The following is a 13,400-nucleotide window of genomic DNA, read 5'->3' as shown; positions in this document are numbered from 1 at the left end:
GGCCGCTTGCCTGGGTTCGCGGCCCGGTTTCATTCTTCGCCCTTTCCGGGCGGACGGGACAGCATGCCGCCGGGATGGCGGTCGACCGCGCCATCCAGTTCCAGTTCGGTCAGGACCGAGGACAGCTCCTTTGGCGTGACAGAGAGGTCCTGCAGCAATTGATCCTCCGGCGTGGGAGAGGGGCCAAGACGAGCCAGAACCTGTTGATGCAGCGCTGCTGTTTCGCGCAGGCTTCGCCGTTCGGGAGGCGGCGGCGGCAGATCCGCGAGGCCTGCGTTGGCAGGTGGCGCGTCAGGCTGATCGGCAGAGCTTGGAAGAGGGGCAGGCTTTTCCACCGGCGGCAGCGCGGCGATCACGTCTGCGGCATTGCGCACCAATTGCGCCCCGTCGCGGATCAGCATGTTGCAGCCCGAAGCGCGGGCATCGAAGGGATGGCCAGGAACCGCCAGCACCTCGCGGCCCAGATCTAACGCGTCGCGGGCGGTAATCAGGCTGCCGGATTTGGCTGCGGCCTCGACCACCACAACGGCTTGGGCTAGCCCCGCAATGATTCTGTTGCGTTTCGGGAAATGGCGGGCCTGGGGCGCTAGGCCCATGGGTTGTTCGGACAGGATCAGACCCTGCTCGCCGATGCTCTTGCCCAGACGGTTGTTTTCCGAAGGATAAATTACATCAGCGCCGCCTGCCATGACGGCAATGGTGCCGGAGGGCAGGGCGGCAAGATGCGCGGCGGTGTCCACGCCGCGCGCCAGCCCGGAGACGACCACATATCCTGCGGCACTGAGATCATGCGCCAGTGCCCGCGCCATCCGCGTCCCGAGGGAGGAGGCATTGCGGGCCCCGACGATGGCAATCATGGGGCGTTGCAGCAAGGACAGGTCGCCAATGGCCCAAAGCGCGGGCGGTGCGTCTTTCAGGTGCGCAAGCGGAGCGGGATATTCAGGATCCGAAAAGCACAAAAGCCGCGCTTTGGCGGCTTTTGCGACATTTATTTCGGCGTCTACCGCATCGGAAGGGCATATTTCATACCCTTTGAGCCCAGCGGAACGTGCCATTTTAGGCAACGCTTCCAGCGCATTCTGCGCTGAACCGTGTTCAGACAGCAGCCGGTAAAATGTAGCCGGACCTACCCGTCTGGAACGCAAAAGGCGAAGCCACGAACGCCGGAGATCTTCCGTGGTGGGTGGGAGTGGGGGGTGAGTGGAAGAATATGCTTCTTCAGTCATCCGTTGCTCCGCCTGTTTGCACAATTAGAATTAACCTTGACGGGTTAACAGGTGGTGAATGACCCTTAATTTTCCGAAGATTTTCGAATTCTTTGAATAGCTATTTGTTTTTAAATGAAAAAAGTTGGCGCGATCGCGAATGGCGCCCTCTTCTCGGCGGCAAGACTGATTCAGTTTCTGATACAGTCACGCAAAAAAACGGACCGTTGGGTCCGTTTTGTGCTCAACCCCGAAGGGTTTGGTCGGGGAATCTTTACTTAGATTGCTGCCCCGCCAACGGTGAGTCCCCCCATTAGAACAGAGGGTTGGCCGACTCCGACGGGTACCCATTGGCCTGCTTTACCGCAATTGCCCATGCCGGGATCCAGTTCCATGTCGTTGCCGAGGGCGCGAATCTGCTGCAGCGCGGTGGCACCATCGCCGATCAGGGTTGCGCCCTTCACCGGTGCGCCGACCTTGCCGTTCTGCACGCGGTAGGCCTCGGTGCAGGAAAACACGAACTTGCCGTTGGTGATGTCTACCTGGCCACCGCCGAATCCCACGGCCCAGATCCCGTCCTTGATTCCGGCCACCAGATCCGCCGGATCGGCATCGCCGCCCATCATATATGTGTTGGTCATCCGCGGCATGGGGGCGTGGGCATAGCTTTGCCTGCGTCCGTTGCCGGTGGCCTCAACCCCCATCAAGCGGGCGTTCTGGCGGTCCTGCATGAAGCCAACCAGAATGCCGTCTTCGATCAGGGTGGTTTTCTGGCTAGGGGTACCTTCATCGTCGACCGTAATCGAGCCGCGCCGATCCGGGATGGTGCCATCGTCAAGCACTGTGACTCCCGGGGAGGCGATCCGCTGCCCCATCAGCCCGGCAAAGGCCGAACTGCCCTTGCGGTTGAAATCGCCCTCAAGACCGTGACCGATGGCCTCGTGCAGGAGGATACCCGGCCAGCCCGGCCCAAGCACGACTTCCATCTCCCCGGCGGGTGCAGGCACTGCTTTGAGATTGACCAGCGCGATTCGTAGCGCCTCGCGGGCTTTGGCTTGCCAACTAACGGGATCAATCAACCCGTCCAGACCAACCCGGCCACCGCCTCCGGCCGAGCCACTTTCGCGGCGGCCGTCCTGTTCCACGATCACCGAGACATTGAGCCGGGTCATCGGGCGCACGTCGCGCACCCGCACCCCGTCGGCGCGCAGGATCTCTACCTCTTGCAAGGAGGCCGCCAGCGTCGCCGAGACCTGAACCACCCGGGGATCCAGATCGCGGGCGAATGCGTCGATCTCGCGCAGGGTCTCGACCTTCACCGGAAAGGGCAGGGCACTGATCGGATCGGTGTCGGCGTAAAGATGTCTGTTGGTAGATGCGGGCGGTTCGGCATAGGTGCCGCCGCCATCGCCCACCGCAAGGCGCGCCGTTTCCGCGGCGCGGGTCAGAGCGCTGATCGACACGTCGGTGGAATGGGCGTAGCCCGCCACATCGCCATTGACCGCCCGCAAGCCAAAGCCTTCGGAGGCATCGTAACTGGCGCTGCGCAGCCGCCCGTCATCAAACACGAGCGCCTCCGATTTGCGCCGCTCGGCAAAAATCTCGCCATCGTCGGCCCCTTGAGTGGCGCTGCGCAGCACACCAAGCGCCTCATCCTCGGGGAGGCTGGTCTCAAACGGGCGGTAGGCCGTGGTTTCCATGTCTCAAATCCTCTTCGCGACGGCGGTTTTTTTTGATCTAAATCAAGAAAGCGACGCTTTGCCGCTCGCCTGCCTCTTTATCTGCACGTTGGAATATGATTTTAAGCAGCGTCAAAGACAACGGGTTCGGTGCGTTTTATGGAATCAAGCTTTCCAGCGACGTTACCGGTAGCAGCTAATAACGCGATCAAACGATCAGGACACGATATGAAGAATGCTTTGATGCTTTCGGGCCTTTTCGCTGGCCTCTCAAGCCTTCCAGCCACAGCGCAAGAAGGTCTTGAATCCATTGGTAAGCCGACCAACGGCGGTCTGGGTTTCCAGCCGGCCGCAACTGAACTGGCGGAAGGCATTCACATGCTGGACGGGCTGATCCTGGTGATCATCACCGCCATCTGCGTTTTTGTGGCTGGTTTGCTGCTGTTCGCAATCGTTCGCTTCAACAAGCGCGCGAACCCGAACGCGGCGCAGTTCACCCACCACACTCCGATCGAAATCGCATGGACCGTGATCCCGATCCTGATCCTGGTTTTCATCGGCTCCTTCTCGCTGCCGGAACTGTTCCGCCAGCAGGAAATTCCCGAAGCCGACGTCACCATCAAAGTCACCGGCTACCAGTGGTACTGGGGCTATGAATACGTCGACCACGAGTTTGGCTATGAAAGCTTCCTCCTCGCCAAGGACGAACTGGCCGATTACGGCTATGCCGAGGACGAGTACCTGCTGGCAACCGACACCGCTGTTGTTGTCCCGGTTGGCAAAACCATCGTGATGCAGGTGACCGGCGCCGACGTGATCCACTCCTGGGCGATGCCTGCCTTCGGCGTGAAGCAGGACGCGGTTCCCGGCCGTCTGGCTGAACTGTGGTTCAAGCCCACCAAAGAAGGCATCTACTTCGGTCAGTGCTCTGAACTCTGCGGCAAGGACCACGCCTATATGCCGATCACTGTAAAAGTGGTCAGCCAAGAAGCCTATGACGCATGGCTGGACGGCGCGATCGAGGAATATGCGGGTCTGCCGCAGTCCTATCAGGTCGCCTCCAACTGATTGAAGCAGGGGCCGGAACGTCCGGCCCCGAACATGGGCGCGCCGCGATGGTAGCGCCCATAGCACCATCTTAAATGCAACGAGGATGCGCCGCGCGCGGCCATCCTTCAGTGGCCGAAGAGACTGACATGAGCGACGCAAGCATCAATGCCAGCACCATCCGCGAAGACGAGCCCAGCTTTGGCGATTATTTCGCCCTGCTGAAGCCGCGCGTGATGTCACTGGTCGTGTTTACGGCCCTCGTCGGCCTGCTGGCTGCTCCGGTTGGTGTGCATCCGGTCATCGGATTTGCCGCGATTCTGTTCATTGCCATCGGTGGTGGCGCCTCTGGCGCGCTCAACATGTGGTGGGATGCGGATATCGATCAGGTGATGAAACGTACCAAGTCGCGCCCGATTCCCGCAGGCAAGGTCGACAAGGGCGAGGCGCTGAGCCTTGGCCTGGCGCTTTCGGGCCTGTCCTGCATCATGCTGGGACTGGCAACGAACCTGTTTGCCGGGGCGTTTCTGGCCTTCACCATCTTCTTTTACGTCGTCATCTACACCATGTGGCTGAAGCGGGCGACGCCGCAGAACATCGTCATCGGCGGTGCCGCCGGGGCCTTCCCGCCGGTGATCGGCTGGATCGCCGCCACCGGCACCATGTCGGTTGAACCTTGGCTGATGTTCGCGCTGACCTTCATGTGGACGCCGCCGCACTTCTGGGCGCTGGCGCTGTTCATGCGCTCGGATTACGATGATGCGGGCGTTCCGATGCTGACCGTGACCCACGGTCGCCGCGCCACCCGCGTTCATATCCTCGTCTACACCATCCTGCTGGCGATTCTGGCTGTGGGCACCGGGTTCTCGGGCATCGGTGGTCCGGTCTATCTGGCCGTGGCCGTGGTGCTGAACGCGCTGTTCCTGCACGGCGCCTGGAAGATCTTCCGCCGCGATGAGGACGACAGCGAGGCCGACAATTTCAAGGCTGAGCGCAGTTTCTTCAAGCTGTCGCTGCTCTACCTCTTTTTGCACTTCGGCGCGATTCTCGTCGAAGCCCTGTTGAAACCCTATGGTCTGGGAGGCTGGTAATATGGCTTTGCGCAAGGAACACGAACTGCACAAACGGCGCCTCGGGCGCAACATGGGCGTTGGCCTGCTGCTGGGCGCCTTCGTGGTGCTGGTGCTGGCTCTGACCATGGTCAAGGTCACTTCGAACGGCTTCAAATTCCCGCAGACCCAATCACAGGCGGGGCAGGGCTGATGGCGATCAAAGGACCTCAGAAAACGGTTCTGCAATTGGTCGGCGTGGTCGCGCTGATGGGCGGGCTGTCCTGGGCATCGGTGCCCTTCTATGACTGGTTCTGCCGGGTCACCGGATTTGGCGGTGTCACCGGCGTGGCCGAGCAAGGCGCGGATACTGTGCTGGATCAGACCATCACGGTGCGCTTTGACGGTTCCAAAGAACGCGACATGCCCTGGGAGTTCAAACCCGTGCAGCGCGAGATGGAGCTGAAGATCGGCGAGACCGGTCTGGCCTTCTACGAAGCATATAATCCAACCGACCACCCCGTCGCGGGGCAGGCAGCGTATAACGTGACGCCTTATTCGGCCGGTGGCTACTTTGAGAAAATCGCCTGTTTCTGCTTCACAGAGCAGGTGCTGCAACCGGGGGAGCGGGTGCAGATGCCCGTGACCTTCTTTGTGGATCCGGAAATCGTCAACGACCGGGACGCAAAATACGTGCATACGATCACGCTTTCGTACACGTTCTATGAAATCGATCTGCCCGAGGGCTATGCCGCTCTCGACACCGGTGATAAAGCCGGGGCAGGCATAACCACGAACTAGGCCGCTAGGTGAGGGACACTTAAATGGCGCATGCTAAAAATCACGACTTTCATATTCTGCCGCCGTCGATCTGGCCGTTTCTGGGCTCCGTAGGCGGGTTTGCAATGCTGTTCGGCGCAGTGCTGTGGATGCATGGCATCACGGCATGGCTGTTCTGGGGCGGCCTGGCGATGGTGCTCTATGTCATGTTCGCCTGGTGGTCCGAAGTGGTGGCCGAAAGCCGTCAGGGCGATCACACCCCGGTGGTCCGCATCGGCCTGCGTTATGGCTTCATCCTCTTCGTGATGTCCGAGGTGATGTTCTTCTTCGCCTGGTTCTGGTCGTTCTTCAAACATGCCATCTACCCGATGGAAACCTATGTCGGCACCTCCTATGTGCAGCCCGACATCTATCCGGTCGATGCCTTCCACCTGCCGCTGATCAACACCCTGGTCCTGCTGCTGTCCGGCTGTGCCGTGACCTGGGCGCACCACGCACTGGTGCACAACAACGACCGCAAGGCGCTGGTTCAGGGCCTGTCCATCGGTATCGTTCTGGGCCTCTTCTTCACCTTCCTTCAGGGCTATGAATACGCGCACCTGCTGCACGAAGGCTGGGAATTCGGCGCTGATGAGTTCTACTCGAACTTCTTCATGGCCACCGGTTTCCACGGTTTCCACGTGATCATCGGCACTATCTTCCTGACGGTTTGCCTTATCCGTGCGCTGAAAGGTGACTTCACCCCCGAGCAGCACGTCGGTTTCGAGGCCGCTGCCTGGTACTGGCACTTCGTTGACGTTGTCTGGCTGTTCCTCTTCGTAGCGGTCTACGTCTGGGGCACCGCAGGTCTGGCGCACTAGGCCGACCCGGGCGACACCGGAAATTGTAGCGGGTACAGGTTTGTGGTTCCAAAATCCGCAGACAGCCCGTAAGAAACGCAGCGCGCGGGGGCTTCCTCCGCGCGCTTTTCATTGGCGATGAGGACGCGATGCGGCGGTTTATCTTTCTATCCCTGGTTGGCGGGCTGGGCCTATTGGCGCTGCTATCGCTTGGGATCTGGCAGATGCAGCGCCTGGCCTGGAAGGAAGACATCCTGGCCACCATTGAAGCGCGCATTGCGGATGCCCCCGGCCCTTTGCCCGAGGTGCTGGAGCCGGAGCGTGACAAATACCTGCCTGTGCGTCTTGAGGGCGAGATCCTGCCGGGTGAGTTGCACGTTCTGACCTCGATCCAGGGCACCGGCGCGGGCTATCGCGTTATCGCGCCTTTCGTGACCGACGGCGGTCGTCGCCTGCTGCTGGACCGTGGCTTCATCATCGCCAGCCGCAAGGATGAGACCCGCACCACCGGCCTCGCGACCGTGATCGGCAACCTGCACTGGCCGGTCGAGGTGGACGGGTTCACACCGGAACCGGACACGGAAAAGAACATCTGGTATGCCCGCGACGTGGCCCCGATGGCGGCAGAGCTGGACACAGAACCGGCAATGGTGATCCTGCGCGAGCTGCGCTCGGACGTAGTGGATCCCGGCGCGACCGTGCCGCAGCCCGTTACCATATCGGGCATCGCCAATGACCACTTGCAATATGCACTCACCTGGTTTTCGCTGGCCTTTATCTGGGCCGCGATGACCGCCTATTTCCTGTGGCGCAACCGCGCCAAATCCGAAGGCTGAAGCGATGAAATACATCTCCACCCGCGGGCAGGCGCCCGAGCTGACGTTCGAAGAGGCGATGCTGACCGGGCTGGCCCGCGACGGCGGCCTTTATGTGCCCGCCGAGATCCCGCAGATGAGCCATGATGAGATCGCGGCCCTGTCCGGCCTCTCATACGAGGAAACGGCCTTCCGGGTGATGCGTCCCTTCCTCGGCGATTGCTTCACCGATGACGAATTCCGCGAGATCATCGCCAAGGCCTATGCCGGGTTTGGTCACGCCGCCCGCGCGCCGCTGAAACAGTTGGCGCCCAATCATTTCTTGTTGGAGCTGTTCCACGGCCCGACCCTCGCGTTCAAGGATTTCGCGATGCAGCTGATCGGTCAGCTCTTCGAAGTCGCCCTGAAACGCCGCGGCGAAAGCGTGACCATCGTCGGCGCCACCTCTGGCGATACCGGCTCTGCCGCGATTGAAGCTTTCCGGGGGCTGGATGCGGTCAATGTCTTCATCCTTTACCCACACGGCCGCGTCAGCGAGGTGCAGCGCCGCCAGATGACCACGCCTGCGGACAGCAACGTGCACGCACTGGCGGTCGAAGGCGACTTCGATGACTGTCAGGCGGCGGTCAAGGACATGTTCAACGATTTTGAGTTCCGTGACAGCGTGCGCCTTGCCGGGGTGAACTCGATCAACTTTGCCCGCGTGCTGGCGCAGGTGGTCTATTACTTCTCCTCTGCTGTCAGCCTTGGCGCGCCGCATCGCAAGATCAGCTACACCGTGCCCACGGGCAACTTTGGTGACATCTTCGCCGGCTATATCGCCAAACAGATGGGCCTGCCGATCGACCAACTGGTGGTCGCCACCAACCAGAACGATATCCTGCACCGTTGCCTCTCGGGGCAGGGCTATTTCAAGGGCGACACCATCCCCTCGATCAGCCCGTCGATGGACATTCAGGTCTCTTCCAACTTTGAACGCGCCCTGTTCTACGCCTACGGGCAGGATGGCGCTGCCGTGGGTCAACTGATGGATGAGCTGAAGACGGGCGGCTTTGAGGTCAGCCAGGGCGCCATGCAGGCGCTGCAGGAGACCTATGTTTCGGGCCGGGCCTCGGAAGAAGAAACCATGGCGACGATCAAATCCGAATGGGCCGCCTCGGGCGAACTGCTGTGCCCCCACGGCGCCGTTGGTGTGAAGGTTGCAAACCAGTTGCGCGTTGCCGATATCCCCATGGTGACGCTGGCGACCGCCCACCCGGCGAAATTCCCCGCCGCGGTGGAAGAGGCGAGTGGTATCCACCCGCCGCTGCCCGCCCGCATGGCGGATCTTTATGAGCGCGACGAGCGCGTCACCCGCATCGACAACGATCTGGCCGCCCTTGAGGCGCATATCAGAAAGAACATCGCGAATTGACAGTTCAGCAACACACACTCGCCAACGGATTCCGCATCGTTTCGGAGAACATGCCGGGGCTGGAATCCGCCTCTATCGGGATCTGGGTGACAGCAGGCGGCCGCCACGAGCGGCCTGAACAGAATGGGATCGCCCATTTTCTTGAGCATATGGCCTTCAAGGGGACTAAGACCCGGTCGGCGCTGCAGATTGCCGAGGCGATCGAGGATGTGGGCGGCTATATCAACGCCTATACCAGCCGCGAGGTTACAGCCTATTACGCGCGGGTGCTGAAGGATGACGTGCCGCTGGCGATGGATGTGATCGGGGATATCCTGCTCAATCCGGTGTTCGACCCGCGTGAGATTGAGGTCGAGCGCGGGGTGATCCTGCAGGAGATCGGTCAGGCGCTGGATACGCCGGACGATGTGATCTTTGATTGGTTGCAGGAAGAAAGCTATCGCGATCAGCCGCTGGGGCGCACCATTCTGGGCCCGGCGGAACGCATTCGCAGCTTTTCCCGTAATGACCTGCAAGGCTTTGTCGATCAGCACTACGGACCGGGACAGATGATTCTGGCTGCGGCCGGTGCGGTGGATCACGACGCGCTGGTGCGGCTGGCCGAGGCGCAGTTCGGTCATATGGCGCCACGGCCAGTACCGGAACCGGATGCCGCGCGCTTTACCGGTGGCGGCGAGGCGCGGCGGGATAAGCAGCTGGAGCAGGCTCATTTTGCGCTGGCTCTTGAAAGCCCCGGCTACCGCGATGATGAGATCTACACCGCGCAGATCTATGCCAGCGCCCTTGGCGGCGGCATGTCCTCGCGTCTGTTCCAGGAAATCCGCGAAAAGCGGGGCCTTTGCTATACCATCTTTGCGCAGGCAGGCGCCTATGCGGATACCGGGTCGACGACGATTTATGCAGGGACTTCGGGCGATCAGCTTGCCGATCTGGCGCATATCACCATCGACGAAATGAAGCGCGCCGCCGAAGATATGCGCGAAGACGAGGTTGCGCGCGCGCGCGCCCAGATGAAGGCCGGCATGCTGATGGGGCTGGAAAGCCCGTCGAACCGCGCCGAACGTCTGGCTCGTCTGGTGCAGATCTGGGACCGGGTGCCGCCGCTGGAGGATACCGTGGCCCGCATTGACGCGGTAACCGTCGCCGGGGTGCGGGCTTTGGCCGAACGCCTTGCGGTCGCGGCACCGGCGGCGTTGGCGCTTTATGGTCCGGTCGCTGATGCGCCCAGTCTGGCGCGGCTGCAGGAGAGGCGCGCTGCCTGATGCTGCTGTCCCGCCGTAAACTCCGGCTTGAAACAGAACGTCTGACGCTCAGACCGCCGGTGCACGGCGATTTTCACGGCTGGGCGGCGCTGCGGCTGCAAAGCCAGGACTATCTTGTCCCTTGGGAGCCGGTCTGGGCGCCGGATCACCTAAGCCGTAAGGCCTTTACCAACCGGGTCTACTGGGCGCAGCGGGCGGTGTCCTCCGGCTCGGCGCTGCCGCTGTTCCTGATCCGGCGCTCGGATCAGGCACTGGTGGGGGCGATCACGCTGGACAATATCCGCCGCGGCCCGGCGCAGGCGGGCACCCTTGGATACTGGACCGGGCAGCCCTTTGCGCGGCGTGGTTACATGGCCGAGGCGATTGGCGCAGTGGTGCATCATGCCTTTGGCAAGCTGGACCTCAGCCGGATCGAGGCAGCCTGCTTGCCGGAAAACGTGGCTTCGCGCGGATTGCTGGAACGCTCAGGCTTCAAATACGAAGGCGTGGCGCAATCCTATCTGCAGATCAATGGCCGCTGGCGCACGCATGTGCTCTACGCCTCGCTGCGCCACGATAGGCGCGGCAAGACCCTGGTTGGTCAGGCTTAGAAATACCTCTTCAAAGTATGAGGGCGAACCCTCCCGCGCCCGTAGGTGCACCGGCTGCGCCGATGCGCGCTAGCGGCCTTGGGCATGGCACCGCGCGTTGCACGGTGCAGCGCCGCACCCTGTGCGGCGCCCGGCCCAACGGGGCAGGGGCATTCTGTGAATGCCGCGGGCCGGGCGGGAGTGTTTGCCGACACAATCAGAGCGCAGCGCCGCAAAACTCGGGGCAGTGTCTGGGGGGCATAGGCTCACTTATGCTGATTTTGCGGAAAACAGGCTGACAGAAAGGGCGAGTGCGCTACACTTCTGCCATGCGTGTTTTTGTTCAGTATCTGGTTTCGCTCGTAGTCTCGGCAATCTTCGCCGCTCCGCTGGCCGCGCAGGAGCGCCGGGCCAGCCATTGCATTGCTCTCGCTGAGGCGGCCCCGGGGATCGCCTATCTGCATAAGGCCAGCTGGCAGGACCCGGTGTCGGAACATTCGGTGCGGATCCGGTATCTGTCGCACGCCAGTTTCCTGATCCAGACCGAAGGTGGCCTGAACGTGGTGACCGACTTCACCGGCTTTACCGGATCGGCCGATTTCATCCCGGATGTGGTCACCATGAACCATGCTCATGAAACCCATTGGACCGCCCACCCCGATCCGGCAATCCCCCATGTGCTGGAAGGCTGGGGTGCCTTTGGTGAGGGGATCAGCCACCATCTGGATCTGGGTGAAATGCTGATCCGCAACGTGCCCACCGATATCCGCTCTGCCTACAGCGATGGGGTAGAAGTGGCCGGGAATTCGATCTTTGTGTTTGAGGTCGCAGGGCTGTGCATCGGGCATTTGGGCCATCTGCATCACGTGCCGACGCCCGAGCAATTCGCGGCGCTGGGGCGGCTTGATGTGGTGATGGCCGCCGTGGATGGCGGCATGACCCTGGCGCTGCCTGAAATGGTCGAGGTGTTGAACCGGCTGCGGTCCTCGGTAATCCTGCCGATGCATTGGTTCACCGACTACTCGCTGGAGCGTTTCCTGTCGCAGATCGGGCCGGAGTTCGACGTGGTGCAGGATGGCGCGGCAGATATCACTGTGTCGCTGCGCAGCCTGCCGGACAGGCCGACGATCCATGTGCTGCGCCCCTCTTATCTGCGCAAAGACGAGTAAGCAGTCTTGCCTTGGGAGGCGCAATTGGACATGCAGGTTTCATGACACTGAATTCTGCCGATTCCGCCTTTGTCGCCCGCCTTGCCGATCAACTGCCAGAGGGTGTTTTGCGCCCCGCCGACCCACGCTATCTGGAAGAGCCGCGTGGAAGGTATCAGGGGCAGGCGGGCTTGCTGGCCCTGCCGAACTCCACCGAAGAGGTCGCAACGCTGGTGCGCGCTGCGCATGAGGCGCGGGTGCCGGTGGTCCCCTATGGCGGCGGTACCGGTCTGGTCGGCGGTCAGGTGATGCCGGAAGGCCCGGCGCCCCTGCTGCTGTCGCTGGAAAAGATGACCGCGATCCGCGGCGTCTACCCCGCGGAAAATGTGCTGATTGCCGAAGCGGGCGCGATCCTTGCCGATGTGCAGGCGGCCGCGACTGAGGCCGGGCGCCTGTTCCCACTGTCACTGGCCGCCGAAGGCTCGGCCCGGATCGGCGGCAACCTTGCGACCAATGCAGGCGGGGTCAATGTGCTGCGCTATGGCAATGCCCGCGATCTGTGCCTGGGGCTGGAGGCGGTGCTGCCCAATGGAGAGATCTGGCACGGGCTGTCGCGCCTCAGGAAGGACAACACCGGCTACGATCTGCGCAATCTTCTGGTCGGCTCCGAAGGCTCTTTGGGTGTCATCACTGCGGCCTCGTTGAAACTGTCACCGATCCCGGCGGCGCAGGGCACGGCGGTCTTTGTGGTGCCATCGCCGCAGGCGGCAATTGCGCTGCTGTCGCTGGCGCGTGACCAGTTGGGCGAAGGGATCAGCGCCTTTGAACTGATGCACCGGCAGGGGCTGGCGTTTCTGGCAGAAACCATGCCGCAGGTACGCCAACCCTTTGCCGAGGCACCGGAATGGTGCGTGCTGATTGAGCTGGGGCTGGCGCGCGGGCTGGACCCGGAAGAGGCGCTTGCGGACCTGTTCGAGGCGGCGCTGGAGGCCGATCTGGCGCAGGACGGGGTGATTGCCCAGTCGGCGGCGCAGCGCGAGGCCCTGTGGACGGTGCGCGAGACGATCCCCGAGGCCAACCGTCTGATCGGCGCGATTTCCAGCCACGACATTTCGGTGCCGATCTCGGAAATTCCGGATTTCATCACGCGCGGCGGAGAGGCCATCGCCCGACTGGGATCGGGCGATATGCGGATCAACTGCTTTGGCCACCTGGGCGATGGCAACCTGCATTACAACGTCTTCCCGGCGGCGGGAAAGACGCGCAAGGAGTACGAACACCTGCGCGAGGATGTGAAACGCACGGTGCATGATCTGGTGGCGGACTTCGATGGGTCGATGAGCGCTGAGCACGGTATCGGGCGTATGAAGACCGGCGATCTGGAGCGCTATGGCGATCCGGTAAAACTGGCAGCGATGCGCGCCATCAAGGCGGCGCTCGATCCCCATGGCATCATGAACCCCGGCGCGGTGTTGCGGCAGGGCACCTGACAACGTAGCTCTCCCGCGCCCGAAGGATCTGGTTTTGCCAGAACCCTCACAGCTTTGGGTCCGGCAGCGGGCAGAGCCCGCTGTGCGCAGGGAGCACGGCTCG

13 protein-coding genes are annotated in these 13,400 nt (G+C 62.1%); 11 read left to right on the top strand and 2 right to left on the bottom strand.

The window, feature by feature from the left end; all coding sequences use genetic code 11:
- Positions 1 to 29: 29 nt before the first annotated feature.
- Together dprA and tldD are read right to left on the bottom strand one after the other, a co-directional pair.
- A complete protein-coding gene (gene dprA, locus SM766_RS05470; RefSeq protein WP_368947172.1) occupies positions 30 to 1,226 on the bottom strand; it encodes a DNA-processing protein DprA in 1,197 nt (398 codons plus the stop codon).
- Between the two features lie 257 nt (positions 1,227 to 1,483).
- A complete protein-coding gene (tldD, locus tag SM766_RS05465) occupies positions 1,484 to 2,905 on the bottom strand; it encodes a metalloprotease TldD (protein WP_274827757.1) in 1,422 nt (473 codons plus the stop codon).
- A 207-nt stretch (positions 2,906 to 3,112) separates the two neighbouring features.
- On the opposite strand from tldD, the gene coxB reads away from it, so the two are divergent.
- From coxB to SM766_RS05410, 11 genes are all read left to right on the top strand, one after another.
- Complete coding sequence (gene coxB, locus SM766_RS05460; RefSeq protein ID WP_065272704.1) at positions 3,113 to 3,952, top strand: cytochrome c oxidase subunit II; 840 nt, start codon at positions 3,113 to 3,115, stop codon at positions 3,950 to 3,952.
- Between the two features lie 128 nt (positions 3,953 to 4,080).
- Complete coding sequence (cyoE, locus tag SM766_RS05455; protein WP_274831291.1) at positions 4,081 to 5,022, top strand: heme o synthase; 942 nt, start codon at positions 4,081 to 4,083, stop codon at positions 5,020 to 5,022.
- A gap of 1 nt (position 5,023) precedes the next feature.
- Positions 5,024 to 5,194, top strand: a complete 171-nt coding sequence (locus tag SM766_RS05450) for a cytochrome c oxidase system small membrane protein (protein WP_065272705.1) — start codon at positions 5,024 to 5,026, stop codon at positions 5,192 to 5,194.
- The gene (locus SM766_RS05445; RefSeq protein WP_065272706.1) at positions 5,194 to 5,781 is read left to right on the top strand and encodes a cytochrome c oxidase assembly protein; all 588 of its coding nucleotides are present in this window, start codon (positions 5,194 to 5,196) and stop codon (positions 5,779 to 5,781) included. Before SM766_RS05450 ends, SM766_RS05445 begins: the two co-directional genes overlap by 1 nt.
- Before the next feature lie 23 nt (positions 5,782 to 5,804).
- Positions 5,805 to 6,620, top strand: a complete 816-nt coding sequence (locus SM766_RS05440) for a cytochrome c oxidase subunit 3 (protein WP_065272707.1) — start codon at positions 5,805 to 5,807, stop codon at positions 6,618 to 6,620.
- Between the two features lie 128 nt (positions 6,621 to 6,748).
- The gene (locus SM766_RS05435) at positions 6,749 to 7,435 is read left to right on the top strand and encodes an SURF1 family protein (RefSeq protein WP_368947171.1); all 687 of its coding nucleotides are present in this window, start codon (positions 6,749 to 6,751) and stop codon (positions 7,433 to 7,435) included.
- Positions 7,436 to 7,439: 4 nt separating this feature from the next.
- Complete coding sequence (thrC, locus tag SM766_RS05430) at positions 7,440 to 8,828, top strand: threonine synthase (protein WP_347508394.1); 1,389 nt, start codon at positions 7,440 to 7,442, stop codon at positions 8,826 to 8,828.
- Positions 8,825 to 10,090 (top strand): M16 family metallopeptidase, encoded by a 1,266-nt coding sequence (locus SM766_RS05425; protein WP_368947170.1) that lies wholly within the window; start codon positions 8,825 to 8,827, stop codon positions 10,088 to 10,090. Before thrC ends, SM766_RS05425 begins: the two co-directional genes overlap by 4 nt.
- A complete protein-coding gene (locus SM766_RS05420; RefSeq protein WP_368947169.1) occupies positions 10,090 to 10,680 on the top strand; it encodes a GNAT family N-acetyltransferase in 591 nt (196 codons plus the stop codon). The genes SM766_RS05425 and SM766_RS05420 overlap by 1 nt, the downstream gene beginning before the upstream one ends.
- Before the next feature lie 308 nt (positions 10,681 to 10,988).
- On the top strand, positions 10,989 to 11,828 hold the full coding sequence (locus tag SM766_RS05415; protein ID WP_347508466.1) for an MBL fold metallo-hydrolase: 840 nt from the start codon (positions 10,989 to 10,991) through the stop codon (positions 11,826 to 11,828).
- Between the two features lie 41 nt (positions 11,829 to 11,869).
- Positions 11,870 to 13,297, top strand: coding sequence for an FAD-binding oxidoreductase (locus tag SM766_RS05410; RefSeq protein ID WP_368947168.1), 1,428 nt, complete (start codon positions 11,870 to 11,872; stop codon positions 13,295 to 13,297).
- The last annotated feature ends 103 nt before the right edge of the window (positions 13,298 to 13,400 follow it).

Source organism: Pseudophaeobacter sp. A-200-2 (assembly GCF_041008815.1).
Taxonomy (GTDB): Bacteria; Pseudomonadota; Alphaproteobacteria; order Rhodobacterales; family Rhodobacteraceae; genus Phycobacter; species Phycobacter gallaeciensis_A.
Note: the sequence above shows the minus strand (reverse complement) of the source record. Positions and strands in the feature narration are given on the sequence as shown.